We start from the raw sequence: 22,434 nt of genomic DNA on the forward strand, positions 1-22,434 counted from the left end.
ATATATTCCCCCTATAGCATAAATTCATCTAAGGGACTTTTAATATATCCCTCTTCCATTAATGCCTCATAAGCGGACTTTTTATTCTTTTTTCCATTATTAATGATTAATTTTAATTTATTATTTCTAGATGTTTCCTTTCTAACAGTTCTCTTCTTTGGTTCATCCTCTATATATTGAAGTGAAGCGGTCATTAACTCCTTTATATTTAAATCAGGATTCTTATTTATTAAATATTTCGCAGTCTTTTCTGCAACCTTCTCATCAATTTCCAAATTAATTAATGACATAACTAATTTTTCAGTAAGAGAAACTTCTGTTATTAATTTCGTTTGTCTCAACTTTTCTTTCTTTAACTTGGCCTGCTCTCTTATATCAATTGCAGGTATTCGATTTAGAAGATATTCTTCAATATCTAAAGGAATAATATCCTCAAAATTTGCTATTTCTCTAGGATTTCCTGATTTAAGAGCATCTAAGGATGCCCGCATTAATTGTAACTCTTCTTTTACAACCTTCTTAATTAAAGCTGGTGTTACTTTTTCGGTCCCTGTTTCGATTGCCCTAGATTGAGCAAGAATAAAAATTTTAACGGCAACATCAATAATTCCTTGGCTTTCATAATATATAGTATCAATCATTTCACGGTTTAGTTCTATTGGATGAGTAGTCCATTGATAATCCCACATTGAAGTAATCAATACTTCCCAATCATCATTATTTTCCATCTGTTGCCAAACCATATCCCCTTGTCCACTACTTCTACGTGCTTGTCTAAAATCTTTTTGTAATAATGCTCTTGCCTTCATCGTTCCAATAAACATAACCGGAATGCCAATTTCATTTACTAATGTGACAAAGAAATTTAACATTGTTTCAGAAGCATTTCCTTTTGCTGTTAGTAAATGTTGAATTTCATCAATGATGAGTACTCCTATGGCATGTATTCTTGAAATTTGTGCAATTCTTATAACCATAGAACTTATTGAATTTCTGTTTTTCCCATATTTATCATAATAATTTGTACCAATTAGTGTATCTATTTGTTGAAAGAAATTTATACATAATGTCTTAATATTCCCATCATGTGGGCAATTTAATTTTAGCCAAACAATTTGTATCGTATTTAAAGGATGTTGATGTAAAATTACTTGTGGATATAAAGATAGAATTCGTTCGATAGCAGAAGTTTTACCTATACCAGGAAACCCCATTAAGGTAAAACTGGACGCTGATGACCTCTTGTCAGGAGATATTTCAAGTTCTTCATCTGTTAAAAGTTTACCGTGCAATTCATTAAGTAATTGTACATGTTTCTTATTTAAAGGATTTCTATTTGTATAGCCATGCCTAATAAACCTGGAAAATTTCTGTTCTAAAGTTATCGTCTGATTTATCGGTTGGAAAAATTGAGTTAATCGTATGAGCGCATGATAACGATGTGTTGCAGAGAGATTTCTTTCTCTTTCGTGATAAGGTGGCAAAAAGTATAATTGATCAAACGATTCTTCACGCGATAAAATAATAGGCATTGCCTCAATTAGAGGATTTCCATTATAATCTACTATCCCTTGATCTCTGTACGTTGCAATAGGAATTTCTCTTCCATTTTCCAACATCACTATTCTGGCTTTTTCCATTTTAACTCCTTTTTTATTTATTATTTTTTTTCCTTCTTTGATTAAATAAATCTTTAATCGAAGGAACTTTTGCTTCTGTACTATTTTCCTTTATTTCTTTAATCTCAATAACTTCAGCACTCCTATCTTCTGAATTAATTGTTAAGTCAAACGCTTCTTTATCACGTTGTATAGATTTTTCAATATGTCTGTTTACCCTAATACTTTTTGTTTTTTGGGCTTTGCTTAAATTACTTGTTTGAGTTTTGTTAGCATCCTTCACTGCTTCCTCAATAATCGACTCTATACGACTATAGAAGTTAATTTCTTCTTGCAAGGTAACCTGTTCATTATCTTTGAAATCTTTATTTTCTCTTTTTCTTAAATCTTCAACTTCTTCAATAGCTCTGTCTATATATCTTTCTTGATGTTTTAAAAGTGCACATGATTCGAAAATTCTTTTATCATTTGTATGCATATAAATATTGTTAACGCTTCTTGGATCATATGAAATATCAACTTTCCATGATTTATTAACTCTAGATTTTACAAACCAAGATTCTTTTAATGCTGTTTCACAGCTATAAAGCATACCCTTAAATTTTATTCCTTTTGGGGTTACAGTCGCTTTATCTTTTGGCATCAAGTAAAACTTAATAATATTATTGTCGACTACTCTTAATTTTCCCGCTCTATTTTTTATTCCCCACTTCCACAGTTCTAATGGAGTAGGCTTGATATTCTCTTCTATCATTCCAGTATCTCTTGTATAGCCTTTAGCATAAAAATTCTTGTTATAATATAATACGAAATTAATAATTAACTTAGTATATTGTTCAAGAGTTAGTTTTGCTTCTAACCGATAATCTGTTGCTCCCCTTTCTCCAAAATCTTTTTGAATAAAGCCGGGAAGAAATGGCTTAATTTTAGATTGTGTTGTATCAAATAGCTTTTCTACAATTCCTTTCCAATCTGGTCGATATGAGGGAGTATTTTCAATAGATATATTTAAACCTTCTATTAAATTATTTACGTTATGTCCTTCTAATTCTCCCCTGTCACCTAAAATTATTTCTGGTAAATGTGCAGAAGGCCACCAATCCTCTAATATGTTTATTCCATATTTACTGCAAAATTCTTTCTTGTTTGAAGCAGCATTGGCAATTGCCATCATCATGCCTGCCCAAGATGGTCCTTCAAAACCTATATAAATACCTGTAATCATCCTTGAATAAACATCTACCACATAATAGACAATAGGTCTACCTACTATCCAATCGGAGTTATAATTCGAAACCAAGTATACATCCGCAATTGTCGCATCAATTTGATATCTTGAACCAGGGCCTAACGTTTCATAAGTTGAAGACCCTAATATGGCTCTATTGTTTCGTTCAAAACTTTTTATACCTTCACGCTCTTTTTTTACATGTTCAATACTAAATTCTTGTTTATACCAATACCTAAACTGATCAAAAGTAGGAATACTATTCTTATCCAAAATAGTAATATATTTAACACCATCCTCATATCTGATACCTGATGCAAAGAAATCCCTAATCGTCATTTTATATGCAAATACTAATGTATTTTTCTTGTCTGACAGATAATATTTCCTTATACCTTTTCGAAAAATCTCCTTAATATCCTCGGTAATATTAATTCCTATGGTATCTCCTAATCTTGGGCGTCCTCTTTTTTTCTCGCTAGTTCCTCTTTGTTTTCCTCTGGCCCCCGATTTGTTGTACATTGGCACTAGAGTATTTATTGTCTTTCCCCCCTGCCAATATCTTCTTAAATATTTATATAAACTTGTTTTAGCAAATTGTTTTTTGCTTTGTAATTTTCTAATTTCTTTGCCTCGTAACTCAGTGATATAAATGGATGGTTCGTTTTGAACCAATTCTTTAATTAAATCCCATGCTTTATTTCTAATTTCTACCTCCCTCTATAAATGTTGATATATCAATGGCTAGCGCCATTTCTGAGTGTCAAAAAAAATTTTTTATGACACATACATCTATCGTTATTTTGTAATTCTTGATTTTTTTTACAATGCGTCCGAACGCTTCGCTAAAGGATGATCCATTAATTGGTAATAGCTATCCTGATCCAGTACCGTATATTGATGCACATTTGGATCTCTGCGTTGCTTATGATGACGGACCCTCCCATGTCTCTAGGCGTCTAATTGCGCGTACATTCCTTCGTTCGGTCTATTCATAAGGCAGAGGCTGGCGATGCTCCTTTAGGGACTCATTTGAATTCATTCAACGGTCGGATGGTGAAAATAATGCCGGCTTCTCCGTGTCATCCTCTTGTTTTTGACTTCTACTAGTGATATTAAGCAGCCGTTTGAAGACTAGCGAAATCGGTCATCATTTGATGTTCGTTAAACATTGTTTTCTTTTTGCATAGGGCATGTAAAATCTTCAGTAACTTCCCACATAACACGACGATGGACTGCTTCTTTCGAAGCGGATTGATGGTGCGTGTAGTGTAATATTCATGTAGTTGTTTGAACGCTGGATTATGCAAGATTAAAGGCATCATTACTCGAAAGAGGAGGGCACGAAGTTTTCTTCTCCCTCGTTTGGAAATCCTTTTTTGTCCCTTTTGCTGACCAGAAGAGTTTTCACGCAATGTGAGTCCCGCTAGTTTAATTAATTGGCGTGGATGTGCATATTGCGTTAAGGAACCTACCTCTGATAATAAATCGACAATTGTAACATCACCGATTCCAGGTACCGATGCTAAATATTCATAATCCGTCATTTGTTTGGCTAACTCTACGAGCTGAGTTGTTAATTCATCAAGCTGAACCTGCATCAATTTGTGCTGTGAAAGAAGCGTGGCAATTTCGAATTTGGCCATCACTAAACCTTCTGTCAGTCCGATTGAGCTTTCTGCAACCTCGACTAATTGCTTTGCCTTTGGTAACTGCGGGCATTTCATACCCTCTACCTGCCGATATAAAAATAGTAATTCTTCTGGTGATTTGCCTACAATATCTGTTGGCAACGGTGTCATTTCAAGGACCGCATACGCCATTTTCCCAAAGCTTTTAAACACTTGTGTGAATTCAGGGAAAAAGCGATCTAGCCAACGGATAATGCGATTTTGTAGGGCATTTAAATCTTCTTGAACCTTTGAACGTAAAGTCGTTCCATTTCGTAACTCAGACTCGATTCCTTCAAGATGTCGGGGATAGCTGAAACGACCGTCTCTCATAAGGCGAGCAATGACTAGCGCATCCTTTTGATCATTCTTCGTTTGCAGATTGTCATCTAATTCTTTCGAACGATTGACGTGCATTGGATTGACCATCACAAATGGAATCCCATAGTTCGTTAAAAAAGCAGCTAAGTTCATCCAGTAGTGACCCGTTGGCTCGAACCCAACGAGAATTTCATGTTTATCATAAGTTGCTTTAAGCGCCATTAGGCGTTCATAAAGGTTTTCAAAACCAATACGTGATTGCGCGATTGGAAATGATTTTTGGAGCACTCGACCTCGATCATCAATTGCACATGCATAATGTTTATGTTTAGCAATGTCGATGCCGATAACTAGAGTATTTTCAGAAACTTGATTAATTTTCTCATTCGTATTAAAATTCATTGGAATGGAGTCCTCTCTGTAGATGTATGAGTCAATGACCGTTGACACTCAAGCATCATACAAGAGGGCTTTTTTATTTTCAAGTCCCCGAAAATCTTTCTAACAGGAATGCTCCTTATTACTCAATTCATTAAAAAGTCTTTTTTGAGAAACATTTTGTTCAAGCTTTATAATTTCCCCATCAATAATTTCTTTAGACAATTCGTCTATTTTCTTTAATTTAGGTAAAGCTTTAGGTGAATCTATATCTATTATATAAGTAATTAAGTTTGATTCATCAATCCATAAAATTCGATATACTTGCTCGTTTGTTATATTTTTCACTAAGTCGTTAACCGCTAATGGAATCAATTTTATCTCCTCCATTCTCTTTAAATGTTAATTCACTCACTTTAAACTTCCTTATATCAAATTTCTCATTCATATTTAGGCGTATTATTTTTCTTGCTGTAGAATATTTAAAATACGAAAGGGCGGTTCCTGTTTCTAAGTTGTACTCTTCATCGAATTTATTACAAAAATCATTAATTTTATAGCTTACATTATATTCAGTTTGTTTTAATTTTTCCAAAAACTCTAACGATAATAATTTATCCTCATCAGACTCAAGCTTGAAAAACTTGTGTAACCACTGAATATTGTTTATCATATCCGTTGGCAACTCTTTCTCCGTAATAATTGCCCAACAAACTCCTTTTCTCTCCCAATAATCACGTTCTATTTCAAATTTTTCAATTACCCTTGGGTTTTCTAATTCTATACTTGGTTTTATCGTCCGAGCTAAATATGTCTTATTTCCATTCTTCATAATAGTAAGGAGAAAATCTGTTGTCATAGGAATTAGTGTTCCTGTAGTTTCATCAATTGAATGAGTAATTCCTTTTTCCCCTGCAATTTTACTAGTAACTTTCCAATCCAAAGGATATTGCTCTCTAATATCTACAATTTCATCCGCCCATTCCAACAGAAAAAAATAATTTCTTTCTAAATTTGAAAAAAATTCATGTTTTCTATTTGTTTTCCATCCCTGTAGCCTAGTAACATTCCCTCTAGAAGAAAAATCTTGTACCTTTAACCAGGGGATATACTCTGATAATTCTCCTTGTCCTCTACCTTCATTTAAATAACGTGTAATTTTTTCTTTTGTCCAGCTACTTTTCCTCTTAGCCATTATTTCACACCCCATTTCTTTGAAATAAAAAAAAAATCGTATTTAAAGTTAAATCACTTTAAATACGATTTTACACAAATAAAGAAAATAGTATATAGTATTTTTTTAGTCCACAACTTTATTTTCTAGTCCATAATTTTATTTTCTAGTCCACTACTTTGTTTCTTAGTCCAGTACTTTATTTACTTTTAACATAAGCGAATGGCTTTTATATTCAATCCTATTCAACCGTAACTGATTTTGCCAGGTTACGAGGTTTATCAACGTCACAACGACGGTGAAGTGCAGCATAGTAGCTGATCAATTGTAATGGTACAACAGATACAAGCGGCGTTAATAGTTCATGTACTGAAGGGATGACTAAACGATCTCCCTCTTCTTCCATGCCTTCCATTGCAATAATACATGCGTTGGCTCCGCGCGCCACTACTTCCTTCACGTTACCGCGAATATTAAGCGCCACACCTTTTTGTGTAGCTAAAGCAAAGACTGGTGTACCCTCTTCGATTAATGCAATCGTACCGTGTTTTAACTCACCACCGGCAAAACCTTCTGCCTGAATGTACGAGATTTCTTTAAGTTTTAAAGCACCTTCCAATGATACACAGAAGTCCATATTACGACCAATGAAGAATGCATTGCGTGCGATTTTTAAATAATCTTCGGCAATCTGCTCCATTTCCTCTTTAGAGTCGATAATTGTCTGGATGCCGTTTGCAACAATCGCCAGCTCCTGTTTTAAATCAAAGTTCAGTTCAACACCTAATTCCTTTGCCACTGCATAGGCAGCTACTGCTAAAACAGCTACTTGCGCAACATATGCTTTCGTAGATGCTACAGCAATTTCCGGTCCGGCATGCAATAGTAATGTATAATCCGCTTCACGTGAAAGTGTCGAGCCCTGTACGTTCGTTACAGTTAACGCCTTGTAGCCAAGCTCTTTGATTTTCACTAATACTTGACGGCTATCCGCTGTTTCACCTGATTGTGAAATGAAGATAAATAAAGGTTTTTTCGATAGCAATGGCATATTATAGCCAAACTCGCTTGAAATGTGTACTTCTACTGGAATACCGGCGATTTTTTCGAAATACTGTTTCCCGATCAGGCCGGCATGGTAACTCGTACCTGCTGCAATAATATATAGACGGTCAGCTTCCGCTAATGCTTTTAGAATATCTTTATCAACCGTAACATCTTCACCCTGTTCATATGCTTGAATGATTTTACGGATAACAGTAGGCTGCTCATCCATTTCTTTTAACATATAGTGAGGGTATGTTCCTTTTTCGATATCAGAAGCATCCAATTGTGCTGTATATGGTGCACGCTCAACAACGCGGCCATTTAATGTTGTAATTTCAACTTTATCTTTACGTACGATTACAACTTCTTTATCGTGCAATTCGATAAACTGGTCAGTTACTTGCAGCATCGCCATTGCGTCTGAAGCGATAACGTTGAAGTCTTCACCTACACCTACTAATAAAGGTGATTTGTTTTTCGCTACGTAAATCGTTTCCACATCTTCATTATCTAAAAGTGCTAATGCATAAGAACCGTGCACTAACGATAATGTTTTACGGAATGCTTCCAGTGTAGATAAGCCCTCTTTTGCAAATAAGTCGATTAACTGTACGATAACTTCTGTATCTGTATCAGAGTTCATCTGAATTCCTTTAAGATAAGCTTTTTGTAATAAGTGATAGTTTTCGATAACCCCGTTGTGTACAAGCGTATAACGGCCTGAAGCACTTGTATGAGGGTGTGCATTTAAGCGGTTTGGTACACCGTGAGTTGCCCATCGTGTATGGCCAATCCCAACAGCTGCTTCTACATCGCCATCAACTGCTTTACGTAAATCTGCAATACGCCCTTTTTCTTTGAAAACTGTTACGCCTTCTTCATTGTGTACAGCGATCCCTGCAGAATCATAGCCACGGTACTCTAGTTTCTCTAAACCTTTTAATAAAATCTCTTTCGCGTCCAATACGCCGTTATATCCTACAATTCCACACATAATCCGTTTCCTCCAATGTAATCGCTGCATCGAAGCACAATTTGGCAACACAAAAGCAGACTACGAAATCTGCCTTTTTTCGCCTAGTGCGCTTTACGGAAAGTTAGTTCGAAGGTGATGTTTGCTCTCGTTTAGCAAAGCTAGCACGCATCGGTAACATTCCTGCTCTTTTTTAAAAGGTGATGTAGCTGAATATTATTTTTAATTGTATGCCGTTTCGCTTTTCTGTCCAGAAAATCACTTCTCTGTTTTAAAACGAAAGTTACAACCGGGCATGTGCGATCGGGAGGCATCCGCCGAAATTTCGATAAACCTCCACCTCGTCAACTAAGGATTGCGTCCGCTCGATTTCCTTAGTTCTGGCGCTATAATTGTTTTCCGATTTTGTATGCGCGTTTTTCTCTCCTTTTGCGCAGCTCAGCCATTTCCTATATCTGAGCATTTACATCATACACATAAACAATTTCACCGTCAATCCTACGCTATCATTGTAAGCGCTTCACAGAAAAACTTTTTCTTTAAGAAGAGTATGGCTGTTTCCCTACTTGTGTGAATTTTTCCCGTAAGAAAAAATATCCCGTTTTGACCTGGGAAATGAGGTTTGTAACAGCAGTAAGTTGTCATTCCCACTGATTACAAGACTCACTCCACATGACATCAAAACGGGATATGCACTATTTTCTATCGTATGCAAAGAGCTCGATTAAAGCCCCTTCTCTTCTAATAAATTTACAATTTCTCGGTTAAATGCAGGTAAGTCATCCGGTGTACGGCTTGTTACAAGCTGTTTTTGACAAACGAATACTTCTTCATCATGGAAGTTTACCCCTGCATACTCCATATCGACTTTAATCGATTTATAACCTGTCGCATCTCGTCCCTCTAATGACTTCGCCGTAATTAGCAGCTGTGGTCCATGGCAAATTGCAAAGACAGGTTTCTTTTCATCCATAAAGTACTTTGCAAATGCTACAACGCGCTCATCATCACGAAGTAAATCCGGTGAAAAACCACCTGGAATAAATAGCGCATCAAAGTCCTGCGGGTTCGCCTCTGCTACCCCTTTATCAATCTGAACTGTCGCTTCGCCATTTTTACCTGTAACCGATTTATTACCTTCTTTATCGATCGTAACAATTGTATGCCCTGCAGCTTCTAGTGCCTGTTTAGGACTTGTGAACTCCACATCTTCAAACTTGTCAGTAATTAATGTTGCAATTTTAGCCAATGTAAAACACTCCTTCGTCTTATTAGGATACTCTACTTAGTTTCCCATATTTCTTGAAATTGAAACATATTTGCACGAGACACGTTCTTTTATTAAAACAAATGTAACTAGTTTCAAATCCATTCCCTCAATAGCAGAACAGTTTAAGTATTCATTAGAACCGTAAAATTTATAACTGGTTTTAAGCGGTAAAAAGACATTTAGAGCTAACTATGCGTTCTTTTTACTAGAAGAGTTGGAGGTGGTATTAGCAGAGTTGCACCCGATATTAGAACTTCTCATATGGATACTCGAAAACTTGAGATACATATTAGAACATAGGACGCCTTTATTAGAAGAACGAGATTTTATTAGAACTTTTTTATTTTTATTCGAACTTAAAGCCCGCATATTAGAAAATCCGCATTCTGCCAACGACAGCATGCAAAAAAACACCGGAAGCAATGTCTCCATCACTTCCGGTGCATCTATCAGTTTTATTCAGCTAAACCCATTTCTGTACGTACTACATCAGCAATACGTGTAACATAGTTTTCGCAAGCCTCTTCAGAAGCTGCTTCCACCATAACGCGCACTAAAGGCTCTGTACCTGAAGGGCGTACTAATACACGACCATTGCCTGCCATTTCCGCTTCTACTTCAGCAATGACAGCTGCCACCTTTTCATTTTGTGTTACTGCATGTTTATCTGTTACACGTACGTTTACTAATTTTTGCGGATAAATTGTCATTTCCCCTGCAAGTTCAGAAAGCTTTTTGCCTGTTGCCTTCATAATATTCACTAACTGAATACCTGTAAGCAGACCGTCGCCTGTTGTATTGTAATCTAAAAATACAATGTGACCTGATTGCTCGCCACCTAAGTTGTAGTCATTTGCACGCATCTCTTCCACAACATAGCGGTCCCCAACTGCTGTTTGAACACTTGTCATTTCATTGTCTTCAACCGCTTTATAGAAGCCCATGTTACTCATAACTGTAGAAACAATCGTGCCTTTGTTTAAGCGACCTTTTGCCTGCAAATATTTGCCGATGATGAACATGATCTGATCACCGTCAACAATCGTACCATTCTCATCTACAGCGATCAAACGGTCTCCATCTCCATCAAATGCTAAACCAACATCCGCTCCGCGCTCCGCGACGAATGCAGCTAACTTTTCAGGATGTGTTGAACCGACACCTTCATTGATGTTCAGTCCATCCGGAGAAGCACCCATTGTTGAAATATCTGCCTCTAAATCTGCAAATAAATGTGTTGCTAGAGAAGAAGTCGCACCATGTGCACAGTCTAATGCCACATGTAATCCTTCAAAATCTTCTTCAACTGTTTGCTTTAAGTATGAAATATATTTTTGCCCACCTTCAAAGTAGTCTGTTACTGAACCAACAGCAGCACCTACTGGACGTGGTAATGTATCTTCTTCTGCATCAAGAATACGTTCGATCTCTTCTTCTTGTGCATCCGTTAATTTAAAGCCGTCTGGACCGAAAAATTTAATGCCGTTATCTGCAACAGGGTTATGTGATGCTGAAATCATAACGCCTGCTTCAGCATTCATAACACGCGTAAGATACGCAACACCTGGTGTACTAATTACACCTAAACGCATAACTTCTGCTCCAATTGAAAGAAGACCTGCAACAAGTGCACCTTCCAGCATCTCCCCAGAAATACGTGTATCGCGTCCAATTAATACTTTCGGGCGATCTTTAGCATCCTTCGTCAGCACATAGCCGCCAATACGGCCTAGTTTAAATGCCAACTCTGGTGTTAGTTCACTATTTGCGACACCGCGAACGCCATCTGTTCCGAAATATTTACCCATTTACTTTTTCTCTCCTTCAACGCTTGAAATACCATACGTTTTTAAATTTACCACCTAAAGTGGATTGCTTTGTTTATTGATAGTTAGTTTCCATCTGTCTCTTCACTATTAGAATCTGCATCTATATCTGCTTCACTATCTTTTTCCTGTTCACGAACTGGTTCTCCGCTCACAGTTGCATTTACCTTTAGTTTCTCTTGTGATAACTTAGTAGCCCCTGTAGGAAGCTGAATTTTAAATTCGTGAGAACCGGATTTTTTTATTTTTGAAACATCCACGTCTACGACAACTTCTTTTAATGCATCCACTACAGATTTCGAACCATATACCGTTATGTTAGATTTTTCCGGGGATAAACTGTCAATTATAAGCCCCTCTACTGGTTCCCCAATTTCATTGATCTTAATCGGGACTTCTCGACTATATTCATTAATTTCTACTTTTACATTGACCTTATCCGGATTAATGCTGACATCGAGCTTATTCAGTTCACGATCGAGTACTTTTACAGCCGCTTCCTGTTCAAATGATTTATTCACATCTTTCTCACCTGAAACCGTCGCCTTTACATAACTTATGTTATCAATGACACTCTTCGCGCCTGTTACCGCTACTTTTGACGGTTCTGCCGTCATCTCGTTCAGTACAAAGTTCTCAGCTAAAAGGCGGTTATTCATCTCAGGCTCTATACGAAACTGTTCAGTAACCTTTTCTTCAATTGTTACATTAATTATTCTCGGCTCAATGGATACATCCAGTTTTTCGGAAAAGTTTTCTTGATGTATTGTAACGCTATGTTCACCAATTAACAATGAGTTTAAATCGACAAAAAGTTTGAAATCCTTTTCAAGCTTTGTTTTCATTACAATTTGTTTCGGTCCTGAAATTTTCACATCAACCGTTGCAGGGAGCCCTGTAACAAATAAATTATCGGAATCATAATAAACTTCCAATGGCACATTTGTGATGACATCTGTTTCATTGGATGTGCTCGAGTCCGTTTCACGTTTTTCCTCTGTTTGAATATACAGGAACAGTGCCACCGCTAAAAACAAAGCGGTTAAACGTAGCATCCATGAGCTATCAAATATTTTATCCATTCTTTTTCCCTCCCCAAGTCCACTTAGATGCTAAGTTAGAATCTTGTTCAGGACCAAACCATAGTTTACGCAGTAATTCTTCAAATTCTGTAATAGTGAGATTACGGTGTAAATTACCGTTAGCTGTAATACTAATCGCACCTGTTTCTTCAGATACAACAATTGTAATTGCATCTGTTACTTCACTTAATCCAAGTGCTGCCCGGTGACGTGTTCCAAGTTCTTTGGAAATAAACGCACTTTCCGATAATGGTAAATAACATGCCGAAGCGGCAATTTGGTTTTTCTGTATAATTACAGCCCCATCATGAAGGGGTGTATTCGGGATGAAAATATTAATCATTAATTCAGAAGAAATCGCGGCATCCATCTTAATGCCTGTTTCTACATATTCATTTAATCCTGTATCTTTTTCAATCGAAATAAGTGCTCCAATTCGTCGTTTCGCCATATAATTCACTGATTTTTTCATCGCTTCAATTAAGCGTGACTGCTCATCTTCCTGCTGGTTATTAGTGCGTTGGAAAATCTTGCCTCGACCAATCTGCTCAAGGGCCCGGCGAATTTCCGGCTGGAATATTATAATAATGGCTAAGAAACCCCAATCAATTACTTCTTGCAGCAACCAGTCTAGGGTGTCTAATCCGAAAACGTAGGTAGCAAATTTCGCCAACACCACAATTAATAACCCTTTTAATAATTGAACGGCTTTCGTTCCTTTTATGAGGGTCAATGCTTTATAAACTACATACCATACGAGCAGTACGTCCAGTACTTTAAAAATCATATCTACAGCAGCAATGTCTGTAAATTGTTCAATTATTTGCATGTGGCATCCCCCACCTTTACTTGCTAATCCATCTTGGTTTTAGTATAGCATAATTCTGTCAGGGATTAACTTTCCTAACAGAAAAAAGTCTACCCAAACGAGTAGACTTTTCTTTCTATACTAAAACGGCTTTTTTTGAGAAAAGTTCCGATTTATTCAGGAAATATTATTTCTTGATTTAATGGCTTTGACGACAATTGTATGTCGTTACTCATTAAAAACAGCAACTGCTTTTTTGAAGCCATCTTTAATTTTGTACCATAGCCACTCGAACATTTCATCGATTTCCTCTACTTGCCCTGTAACAACTGCCGTAGATGCCATGTAGTTGCCATTGATAACCGTAATATTGCCGTCCACTTCCCCTTCGACAATAATATCACCGTTTTTCACAACAATATCACCTTTTACAACTTCACCGACCGGCACTTTTACCGTTTGTCCTTCAACGACTAAATTAGGCTGTTTCGTCACAGAAAATTGTTCATCGTTTGGAAAGCTGCCCAGCATCGTGGCACTCATACATAAAAAGAATACTGCAGCAGCAACAAGCACAGGATGCTGACGGAACCAGCGTTTGATCCCGGCAGAACTTTTAAGTTTCGGTAAGCGACTTATCACTTGATCCTCAAAGCTCGGAGGGGCAGTAATATGTGCTGCACTCTTGATAAACGCAACCGTGTCACTTAATTCATGCATATGTTGTTGGCAATCAGGGCATGTTTGTAAATGCTGCTTCAAAATTTGTTCATGCTCACGACTAATATCACCATCTAAATATTCGTGCATATAATCCACGAATTCTGATGCACACGTTTTCATGCGTATCTTCCTCCTACAAATTGTTTAACTGCTTTCTTAACGCTTCACGGCCACGGTGAATCCGCGTTTTTACTGTTCCTAAAGGCATATCCAAAATTTCGCTTATTTCCTGAAGGGACAGTTCTTCAATATATTTTAAAACAATAACCGATCGATACTTATCGGGGAGGCGGCTAATTTCATATTGTATTCGGTCCTGAAGCTCCATCTGTTCAATTGCCTCTTCCGGCAATTGCTCATCTGCTGCAATCTGTGAATACATATTCAGCCCTTCTGTCCCGGCTACCTCCGCATCTAAATAATAATCGGGCTTCTTTTTACGAATTCGGTCTATGCAAAGATTTGTTCCAATTCGGTAAAGCCATGTTGAAAATTTTCGATTTTGATCATACGAATGTAAATTAATATAGGCACGTATGAATGCCTCCTGTGCAATATCTTCTGCTTCCTGTTTATTTCCAAGCATTCGATAGCACACTTGATACAGCTTGTGCTGGTAGAGGTTAACGATGTCGGCATATGCGTTTTGATCACCTTTAAGCACTTGCTTTATTCTTTTATTAACTAACGCATCCATTTGTCTTTCCTCTCCACCTTTTCAGCTGTTCTATATATACGGATTGCTTTATAAAAGGTTTCATTTTCTCTAAAAAATTTTTTCCACCCATAAATATGTGCCTTTATTATAACAAACTTCGTAACGACCAATCGATTTTTTTCGTAATAATCATACTAAAGTTTCGCCAAATAAAGAGCCGATTAAGGCAACCGCTACATCTGCTGTTTTATTTCGTTCATCTAGTATAGGATTTACCTCTACAAACTCCGCCGATGTCATTAAGCCGGATTCCTGGATCATTTCCATTGCTAAATGACTTTCGCGGTAAGTGATTCCACCTGCTACAGGTGTCCCCACGCCAGGAGTATATAAAGGATCTAATGCATCCAAATCAAGTGATAAATGGAGGCCGTCTATTTCCGATTGTTTGAAGTATTTAAGCGTTTCTTCCATAACATATGTCATTCCAAGCCGATCAATTTCGTGCATTGTGTATATTTTAATGCCTCGTTTTTTAATTAGCTCCCGTTCCCCTTCATCGATAGAACGGCCACCAATGATAACAATGTTTTCGGCTTTGATTTTAGGTTCTGCATGTAAAATTGATGTTAGCCTTTGATGTCCTAATCCAATACTTGTCGCTAACGGCATCCCATGAATATTTCCGGATGGCGTCGTTTCCGGTGTGTTTAAATCTGCATGGGCATCAAACCATATAACGCCCAGATTTTTATATTTCATCGATAGACCTGCCAATGTACCAATTGCAATACTATGGTCGCCTCCTAATACAAGCGGTATGTACTCCTTTTTTACAACACTCCATACTTTTTCGGCCAGTGCTGTATTGACTTTAATTACTTCTTCCAGATTAAGCAGCTTTTCATCTTTCTGTACAGCTGCATCCCCCACAATGACTTGAATATTCCCTTCGTCTTCAACATCATACCCAAGATCAGCCAAACGCTGCTGCAATCCTGTATATCTAATTGCACTCGGTCCCATATCTACCCCGCGGCGCTGTTGCCCATAATCACACGGTACCCCTATGATTGAAATTTTCTTATTCACCATTTCTGCATCCCCTAACGTGTCATATAATTTTTTCTATTCTCTTCTCCGCTCATCCTCCTATAAAAATTTCGAGCAACTAAAGGATTTTCCCTTTTTATATGCAAAAAATCCTTTACTTATATATAAGTAAAGGATTGTTATTTGATATTTAAGTGCACTTCTAAGTTTATAAAATAAAAGTGAGCCATGAAGGACTCGAACCTTCGACCCTCTGATTAAAAGTCAGATGCTCTACCAACTGAGCTAATGGCTCATAAAAAATAAAAAAAATGGCTGGGGTACCTGGATTCGAACCAGGGCATGACGGAATCAAAATCCGTTGCCTTACCGCTTGGCTATACCCCAAACATTTTATAGATGGTGGAGGGGGACGGATTCGAACCGCCGAACCCTAAGGAGCGGATTTACAGTCCGCCGCGTTTAGCCACTTCGCTACCCCTCCGACAAATGATGCAACACTGTTAAAGTTTAATGGTGGAGGATGACGGGCTCGAACCGCCGACCCCCTGCTTGTAAGGCAGGTGCTCTCCCAGCTGAGCTAATCCTCCATACATAACAAGTGTTACTGCTTTATTTTTTTATGAAGCCTTAAATGGTGACCCGTACGGGATTCGAACCCGTGTTACCGCCGTGAAAGGGCGGTGTCTTAACCACTTGACCAACGGGCCGTTATAAGTTGTTCTCTTGAAGACAAGATTTATAATATCATCATTTTTTACATAGTGCAAGCCTTTTTCAAAAACTTTTTTAAAAAAGTTTTATTATTTATTTTTAATAGTAAAAAGGCAAAAAAAATGGCTCCGAAGGCAGGACTCGAACCTGCGACCTGCCGGTTAACAGCCGGATGCTCTACCAACTGAGCTACTTCGGAACGTTGCTATTATACAGTTTGTACAAGTCATCTTTCGTACATTTATTATTATAGCAACGATTTAAATTTATACAAGTAGTTTTTTGAAATAATTTGAACATTTTATTTATGAGACTTTTCCTCCATTGGAAAAGCCTCATTATAATGAATAATTGTTTTCAACTACTGCTTTATAAACTCGGTAACTTCATCAATCAGGCCTTTAGTTAGCGGTAAGTCAGGGTTGTAATAGCTCGCAATATTTTGTTCTCGATCACCTTCTATATCTTTTAACACATGATTCATCTTATCGAAATAGTGTATTACCGCATCATTATTTGCTGCATATAAGTTTTCCGCATCTTTTTCGGTTACTTGAATATCTTTTTTCCCTTGAAGAATGATAACCGGAACATTAACCTTACTTATTTCATGCTGGGGATCGTATTTAAGCCATGAAATCATATATGGCTGAACAGACGGTCTAAATAAGGATTGAAGCTGTGCTGATACTGTTTCCACCTCTTTACCCACTTTTAATTGCTGCAGTATTTTTTCCGACTCCATCAATAAATTCGGAGGTAAGCTTGCTGACAATTGTTCCATTAAAACTTCATCTGCCGGTCTTCCAATACCTGCTACAGAAATTAGAGAGGCTATGTCATTTTGCTGGGCAGCAATGGTCATAATTAATGCACCTTCACTATGTCCTAATAAATGAATTTCATTAAAGCGATCATCCTTTTTAGCATAGTCTACAATAGATTTAACATCCTCTATATATACATCAAATGTTAAGTCCGCTTCATTTTTTATTAATGCACTATTATCACCGACTCCACGCTTATCGAAACGAATGGAAGCTACCCCTTTCTCCGCTAAGCTCTCTGCAATCATCTTTAAACTATTATTGGAACCTGCTCCTATTGTGTTGCCGTCTTTATTTGTAGGACCCGACCCTGCATGGATAATAACAAGCTCTCCCGTGGCTTTATCAGGCATTTCCAATGCTGCTTTAAGCTCTCCGCCGGAAACAGGAATCAACAGCTCATCATACGTAACAGGGGTCGCTGTATAAGGCTTTAACGTGATTGGATAGGACTGTCCATTTTGCGTAAACGTCCCTTCTATCGTCCCGTTATTTAGCGTTCCGGTAATTTTAACGAGAGATCCGGCTAAATTAATAGTGATGGCCACATCCGACCCATTATAATTAATTGATTCAAATGCAAAATCAATGAGTCCTTGTGCAGGTACGGAAATGCTTCCACTCGCCTCTTCCAAATTTAATATGATTTCAAGAGGCGACTGCGGAATTTCAATCATTCCTTGCCACTTTCCTAATAGCGCTTCCTCCATCTGCACAACCTCCTGCTTTGTTTGTTCTTCCGCTGTTGACTTATCTGTCCTTTCACTATTACAAGCTGACAGCAATAACACAACAGCTAAACTATAAACAATCTTTCGCATGACTCTATCCTCCCATTCAGTCTTTACTTCCTTTACGGTCGGAGTAGGGAAAAGTTTCAAAATAAAAAGCCATCAAAACGATGACTTTTATTTTAAATTAAATTACGGGCAACAAATTCCTGAAGTTTTTCATAGTCACTGACTCTTTGATTACATAGTTGTGAGTCATCACAAATGTAGTTGCTGTAAGATGTATAATTATCCCCATTGCCCTTTACTGTAGCTGTAAACAAATGAACTGCACTGTTCTGATTACAAATTGAACAGACACCTTTAATCGGGTGATGTGCGTCTATAACTCCACGTAATGCCGTGTAGTTGCCGTCCTTTTCCAGTACAATATATTGGCGGTTTGTTCCTTTATCCAACCATGATAGATAACTGATTGCCTGCCAGTCAATTGTCTCCAGTTTAGGTAGCTTCAGCTTCTTATCTTTTTTAAACAGCTTTTGCAGACCTTGCTCGGAAATTGGTTTAAATGGAATAGTATATGATTTCAGGCTTTGGAAAAATAGTTCTGCCCCAATAGTATCTTCAATCGTTTCCACTTCTTTAATTATATCTTCATCTACATGTGTCAGTCTTTCTCTTAGCTCTGTAATTGCCAGCTCCCGTACAGCTGCAACAATCTTTTTGTCATTCGATGCTAGCTTTGCCTTCAGTATTTTATTTACTTGCTGCTCGATTAATCGTAAGTCCACTACTGTTAAAAATGGTGCTGTCATGTTACTTCCTCCGATGTTTTGCTTTGTAAGAACTTTTACATTCATTAATCGTATTTCTTTCTGCTTTATTGGTCAACTACTAGAGCAATCCTCATATCAGGCAGACGAAATTTAGATAAAAGAAAAACCAAAGCAGGGTCCATTTTCAGGGCACCTTCTTTGGTTTAATTTATTATGAGTTCCTACTATTTTTTTATAGTAGCGATACAACTAATATAAAAAAGCCACTACTGACTAAATCAGCAGCGACTTTTTGAGCGAAGCGACGTCCTACTCTCACAGGGGGAAGCCCCCAACTACCATCGGCGCTAAAGAGCTTAACTTCCGTGTTCGGTATGGGAACGGGTGTGACCTCTTTGCCATCATCACTTCACTTGCACATGGATGTGCTGGCGTCTACGTTACCACAGGACGTGGTGCTTTTAGTAGACGTTCCTTAATTGGCTTCCAATCCACTAGGTGTCTTGAAACCCTTGAAAAAATGTTCATTCTTTCAAAACTGGATAAACGTTTCATTGAGTTTGTGCAATAAAATGTGGTTAAGTCCTCGACCGATTAGTATTCGTCAGCTGCATGCGTCACCGCACTTCCACCTCGAACCTATCTACCTGATCGTCTTTCAGGGGTCTTACTTACTTGCGTAATGGGAAATCTCATCTTGAGGGGGGCTTCATGCTTAGATGCTTTCAGCACTTATCCCGTCCATACATAGCTACCCAGCGATGCCTTTGGCAAGACAACTGGTACACCAGCGGTATGTCCATCCCGGTCCTCTCGTACTAAGGACAGCTCCTCTCAAATTTCCTACGCCCACGACGGATAGGGACCGAACTGTCTCACGACGTTCTGAACCCAGCTCGCGTACCGCTTTAATGGGCGAACAGCCCAACCCTTGGGACCGACTACAGCCCCAGGATGCGATGAGCCGACATCGAGGTGCCAAACCTCCCCGTCGATGTGGACTCTTGGGGGAGATAAGCCTGTTATCCCCGGGGTAGCTTTTATCCGTTGAGCGATGGCCCTTCCATGCGGAACCACCGGATCACTAAGCCCGTCTTTCGACCCTGCTCGACTTGTAGGTCTCGCAGTCAAGCTCCCTTATGCCTTTACACTCTACGAATGATTTCCAACCATTCTGAGGGAACCTTTGGGCGCCTCCGTTACTCTTTAGGAGGCGACCGCCCCAGTCAAACTGTCCGCCTGACACTGTCTCCTACCCCGCTAAGGGGCATGGGTTAGAAGTTCAATACAACCAGGGTAGTATCCCACCGACGCCTCCTTCGAAGCTGGCGCTCCGAGATCTCTGGCTCCTACCTATCCTGTACAAGTTGTACCAAAATTCAATATCAGGCTACAGTAAAGCTCCACGGGGTCTTTCCGTCCTGTCGCGGGTAACCTGCATCTTCACAGGTACTATAATTTCACCGAGTCTCTCGTTGAGACAGTGCCCAGATCGTTACGCCTTTCGTGCGGGTCGGAACTTACCCGACAAGGAATTTCGCTACCTTAGGACCGTTATAGTTACGGCCGCCGTTTACTGGGGCTTCAATTCACAGCTTCGCTTGCGCTAACCGCTCCTCTTAACCTTCCAGCACCGGGCAGGCGTCAGCCCCTATACGTCACCTTACGGTTTTGCAGAGACCTGTGTTTTTGCTAAACAGTCGCCTGGGCCTATTCACTGCGGCTTCTCTAGGCTATGCACCCAAAGAAGCACCCCTTCTCCCGAAGTTACGGGGTCATTTTGCCGAGTTCCTTAACGAGAGTTCTCTCGCACACCTTAGGATTCTCTCCTCGACTACCTGTGTCGGTTTGCGGTACGGGCACCTCTCACCTCGATAGAGGCTTTTCTTGGCAGTGTGAAATCAGGAACTTCGCTCATACGAGCTCGTCATCACAGCTCAACGTTATAGTATGCGGATTTGCCTACATACACGCCTTACTGCTTGAACACGCGCAACCAACGGCGTGCTTACCCTATCCTACTGCGTCCCCCCATTTCTCAAACGGTGAGGAGGTGGTACAGGAATATCAACCTGTTGTCCATCGCCTACGCCTATCGGCCTCGGCTTAGGTCCCGACTAACCCTGAGCGGACGAGCCTTCCTCAGGAAACCTTAGTCATACGGTGCATGGGATTCTCACCCATGTTTCGCTACTCATACCGGCATTCTCACTTCTAACCGCTCCACCAGTCCTTCCGGTCTGACTTCAACGCTGTTAGAACGCTCTCCTACCACGCATACTCAAAGTATGCATCCACAGCTTCGGTGAATCGTTTAGCCCCGATACATTTTCGGCGCAGCGTCACTCGACCAGTGAGCTATTACGCACTCTTTAAATGATGGCTGCTTCTAAGCCAACATCCTGGTTGTCTAAGCAACGCCACATCCTTTTCCACTTAACGATTACTTGGGGACCTTAGCTGGTGGTCTGGGCTGTTTCCCTCTTGACTACGGATCTTATCACTCGCAGTCTGACTCCCGTGTATAAATATCCGGCATTCGGAGTTTGTCTGAATTCGGTAAAGCGAGATGCCCCCCTAGTCCAAACAGTGCTCTACCTCCGGTATTCTCAATCACGAGGCTAGCCCTAAAGCTATTTCGGAGAGAACCAGCTATCTCCAGGTTCGATTGGAATTTCTCCGCTACCCACACCTCATCCCCGCACTTTTCAACGTGCGTGGGTTCGGGCCTCCAGTGAGTGTTACCTCACCTTCACCCTGGACATGGGTAGATCACCTGGTTTCGGGTCTACGACCACGTACTAATTCGCCCTATTCAGACTCGCTTTCGCTGCGGCTCCGTCTTCTCAACTTAACCTCGCACGTAATCGTAACTCGCCGGTTCATTCTACAAAAGGCACGCTATCACCCATTAACGGGCTCTAACTACTTGTAGGCACACGGTTTCAGGATCTATTTCACTCCCCTTCCGGGGTGCTTTTCACCTTTCCCTCACGGTACTGGTTCACTATCGGTCACTAGGTAGTATTTAGCCTTGGGAGATGGTCCTCCCGGATTCCGACGGAATTTCACGTGTTCCGCCGTACTCAGGATCCACTCTGGAGGGAATGAACTTTTGACTACAGGGCTTTTACCTCGTTTCGCGGACCTTTCCAAGTCGCTTCGTCTAGTTCATTCTTTTGTAACTCCGTATAGAGTGTCCTACAACCCCAAAGAGCAAGCTCTTTGGTTTGGGCTCTTCCCGTTTCGCTCGCCGCTACTCAGGGAATCGAATTTTCTTTCTGTTCCTGCAGGTACTTAGATGTTTCAGTTCCCTGCGTCTGTCTTCAACACGCTATGAATTCACGTGAAGATACTATCCGATTAAAGATAGTGGGTTCCCCCATTCGGAAATCCCCGGATCAAAGCTTACTTACAGCTCCCCGAGGCATATCGGTGTTAGTGCCGTCCTTCATCGACTCCTAGTGCCAAGGCATCCACCGTGCGCCCTTATTAACTTAACCAAAAGTTAACACTTGGAACGAGTCCAAGATTTAAGTTTACACGTCAATTGCTT

At 39.4% G+C, this 22,434-nt stretch carries 15 protein-coding genes, 6 tRNA genes and 2 rRNA genes; all 23 read right to left on the bottom strand.

Features of this window, described 5'->3' with window-relative positions; genetic code table 11:
- Positions 1-11: 11 nt before the first annotated feature.
- A complete protein-coding gene (locus tag MKZ25_RS18605; protein ID WP_340802791.1) occupies positions 12-1,640 on the bottom strand; it encodes an ATP-binding protein in 1,629 nt (542 codons plus the stop codon).
- A 13-nt stretch (positions 1,641-1,653) separates the two neighbouring features.
- Positions 1,654-3,522, bottom strand: a complete 1,869-nt coding sequence (locus tag MKZ25_RS18610; protein ID WP_340802792.1) for a Mu transposase C-terminal domain-containing protein — start codon at positions 3,520-3,522, stop codon at positions 1,654-1,656.
- A 440-nt stretch (positions 3,523-3,962) separates the two neighbouring features.
- The gene (locus MKZ25_RS18615; RefSeq protein WP_340801188.1) at positions 3,963-5,240 is read right to left on the bottom strand and encodes an IS110 family transposase; all 1,278 of its coding nucleotides are present in this window, start codon (positions 5,238-5,240) and stop codon (positions 3,963-3,965) included.
- A gap of 99 nt (positions 5,241-5,339) precedes the next feature.
- Positions 5,340-5,591, bottom strand: coding sequence for a hypothetical protein (locus MKZ25_RS18620; RefSeq protein ID WP_340802793.1), 252 nt, complete (start codon positions 5,589-5,591; stop codon positions 5,340-5,342).
- The gene (locus MKZ25_RS18625; protein WP_340802794.1) at positions 5,572-6,411 is read right to left on the bottom strand and encodes a TnsA endonuclease N-terminal domain-containing protein; all 840 of its coding nucleotides are present in this window, start codon (positions 6,409-6,411) and stop codon (positions 5,572-5,574) included. The genes MKZ25_RS18620 and MKZ25_RS18625 overlap by 20 nt, the downstream gene beginning before the upstream one ends.
- Before the next feature lie 220 nt (positions 6,412-6,631).
- A complete protein-coding gene (gene glmS, locus MKZ25_RS18630) occupies positions 6,632-8,431 on the bottom strand; it encodes a glutamine--fructose-6-phosphate transaminase (isomerizing) (RefSeq protein WP_340802795.1) in 1,800 nt (599 codons plus the stop codon).
- A 703-nt stretch (positions 8,432-9,134) separates the two neighbouring features.
- Positions 9,135-9,659: a type 1 glutamine amidotransferase domain-containing protein gene (locus tag MKZ25_RS18635; RefSeq protein ID WP_340802796.1), complete on the bottom strand. Its 525-nt coding sequence runs from the start codon at positions 9,657-9,659 to the stop codon at positions 9,135-9,137.
- A gap of 476 nt (positions 9,660-10,135) precedes the next feature.
- Positions 10,136-11,488, bottom strand: a complete 1,353-nt coding sequence (gene glmM, locus MKZ25_RS18640; protein WP_340802797.1) for a phosphoglucosamine mutase — start codon at positions 11,486-11,488, stop codon at positions 10,136-10,138.
- An 83-nt stretch (positions 11,489-11,571) separates the two neighbouring features.
- The gene (locus MKZ25_RS18645) at positions 11,572-12,588 is read right to left on the bottom strand and encodes a CdaR family protein (protein WP_340802798.1); all 1,017 of its coding nucleotides are present in this window, start codon (positions 12,586-12,588) and stop codon (positions 11,572-11,574) included.
- On the bottom strand, positions 12,581-13,417 hold the full coding sequence (gene cdaA, locus MKZ25_RS18650; protein ID WP_340802799.1) for a diadenylate cyclase CdaA: 837 nt from the start codon (positions 13,415-13,417) through the stop codon (positions 12,581-12,583). Before cdaA ends, MKZ25_RS18645 begins: the two co-directional genes overlap by 8 nt.
- 207 nt (positions 13,418-13,624) lie before the next feature.
- On the bottom strand, positions 13,625-14,239 hold the full coding sequence (locus MKZ25_RS18655) for an anti-sigma factor family protein (RefSeq protein WP_340802800.1): 615 nt from the start codon (positions 14,237-14,239) through the stop codon (positions 13,625-13,627).
- A 13-nt stretch (positions 14,240-14,252) separates the two neighbouring features.
- Positions 14,253-14,816, bottom strand: a complete 564-nt coding sequence (gene sigW / locus MKZ25_RS18660) for an RNA polymerase sigma factor SigW (RefSeq protein WP_340802801.1) — start codon at positions 14,814-14,816, stop codon at positions 14,253-14,255.
- Positions 14,817-14,966: 150 nt separating this feature from the next.
- Positions 14,967-15,869: an arginase gene (rocF, locus tag MKZ25_RS18665; RefSeq protein WP_340803049.1), complete on the bottom strand. Its 903-nt coding sequence runs from the start codon at positions 15,867-15,869 to the stop codon at positions 14,967-14,969.
- Between the two features lie 183 nt (positions 15,870-16,052).
- Positions 16,053-16,125, bottom strand: a tRNA-Lys gene (locus MKZ25_RS18670).
- 17 nt (positions 16,126-16,142) lie between these two features.
- Positions 16,143-16,217 (bottom strand) — tRNA-Gln (locus tag MKZ25_RS18675).
- Positions 16,218-16,230: 13 nt separating this feature from the next.
- Positions 16,231-16,314: transfer RNA gene (locus MKZ25_RS18680), tRNA-Tyr, on the bottom strand.
- 30 nt (positions 16,315-16,344) lie between these two features.
- Positions 16,345-16,420: transfer RNA gene (locus MKZ25_RS18685), tRNA-Val, on the bottom strand.
- Positions 16,421-16,465: 45 nt separating this feature from the next.
- A tRNA-Glu gene (locus MKZ25_RS18690) sits at positions 16,466-16,540 on the bottom strand.
- 127 nt (positions 16,541-16,667) lie between these two features.
- Positions 16,668-16,743 (bottom strand) — tRNA-Asn (locus tag MKZ25_RS18695).
- 162 nt (positions 16,744-16,905) lie between these two features.
- Positions 16,906-18,192 (bottom strand): alpha/beta fold hydrolase, encoded by a 1,287-nt coding sequence (locus MKZ25_RS18700; protein WP_340802802.1) that lies wholly within the window; start codon positions 18,190-18,192, stop codon positions 16,906-16,908.
- A 92-nt stretch (positions 18,193-18,284) separates the two neighbouring features.
- Complete coding sequence (locus MKZ25_RS18705) at positions 18,285-18,917, bottom strand: FusB/FusC family EF-G-binding protein (protein WP_340802803.1); 633 nt, start codon at positions 18,915-18,917, stop codon at positions 18,285-18,287.
- Between the two features lie 257 nt (positions 18,918-19,174).
- Positions 19,175-19,290, bottom strand: a 5S ribosomal RNA gene (rrf, locus tag MKZ25_RS18710).
- 162 nt (positions 19,291-19,452) lie between these two features.
- Positions 19,453-22,381 (bottom strand): 23S ribosomal RNA (locus MKZ25_RS18715).
- Positions 22,382-22,434: the final 53 nt, after the last annotated feature.

This window comes from Solibacillus sp. FSL W7-1464, assembly GCF_038004425.1.
In the GTDB taxonomy this organism is placed as follows: domain Bacteria; phylum Bacillota; class Bacilli; order Bacillales_A; family Planococcaceae; genus Solibacillus.

What these genes read in the sequence shown, in the direction of transcription:
- MKZ25_RS18605 (WP_340802791.1), bottom strand. Translation starts at nt 1,640, where the DNA reads ATGGAAAAAGCCAGAATAGTGATGTTGGAAAATGGAAGAGAAATTCCT.
- MKZ25_RS18615 (WP_340801188.1), bottom strand. Translation starts at nt 5,240, where the DNA reads ATGAATTTTAATACGAATGAGAAAATTAATCAAGTTTCTGAAAATACT.
- MKZ25_RS18625 (WP_340802794.1), bottom strand. Translation starts at nt 6,411, where the DNA reads ATGGCTAAGAGGAAAAGTAGCTGGACAAAAGAAAAAATTACACGTTAT.
- glmS (WP_340802795.1), bottom strand. Translation starts at nt 8,431, where the DNA reads ATGTGTGGAATTGTAGGATATAACGGCGTATTGGACGCGAAAGAGATT.
- glmM (WP_340802797.1), bottom strand. Translation starts at nt 11,488, where the DNA reads ATGGGTAAATATTTCGGAACAGATGGCGTTCGCGGTGTCGCAAATAGT.
- MKZ25_RS18645 (WP_340802798.1), bottom strand. Translation starts at nt 12,588, where the DNA reads ATGGATAAAATATTTGATAGCTCATGGATGCTACGTTTAACCGCTTTG.
- cdaA (WP_340802799.1), bottom strand. Translation starts at nt 13,417, where the DNA reads ATGCAAATAATTGAACAATTTACAGACATTGCTGCTGTAGATATGATT.
- MKZ25_RS18655 (WP_340802800.1), bottom strand. Translation starts at nt 14,239, where the DNA reads ATGAAAACGTGTGCATCAGAATTCGTGGATTATATGCACGAATATTTA.
- sigW (WP_340802801.1), bottom strand. Translation starts at nt 14,816, where the DNA reads ATGGATGCGTTAGTTAATAAAAGAATAAAGCAAGTGCTTAAAGGTGAT.
- MKZ25_RS18700 (WP_340802802.1), bottom strand. Translation starts at nt 18,192, where the DNA reads ATGCGAAAGATTGTTTATAGTTTAGCTGTTGTGTTATTGCTGTCAGCT.
- MKZ25_RS18705 (WP_340802803.1), bottom strand. Translation starts at nt 18,917, where the DNA reads ATGACAGCACCATTTTTAACAGTAGTGGACTTACGATTAATCGAGCAG.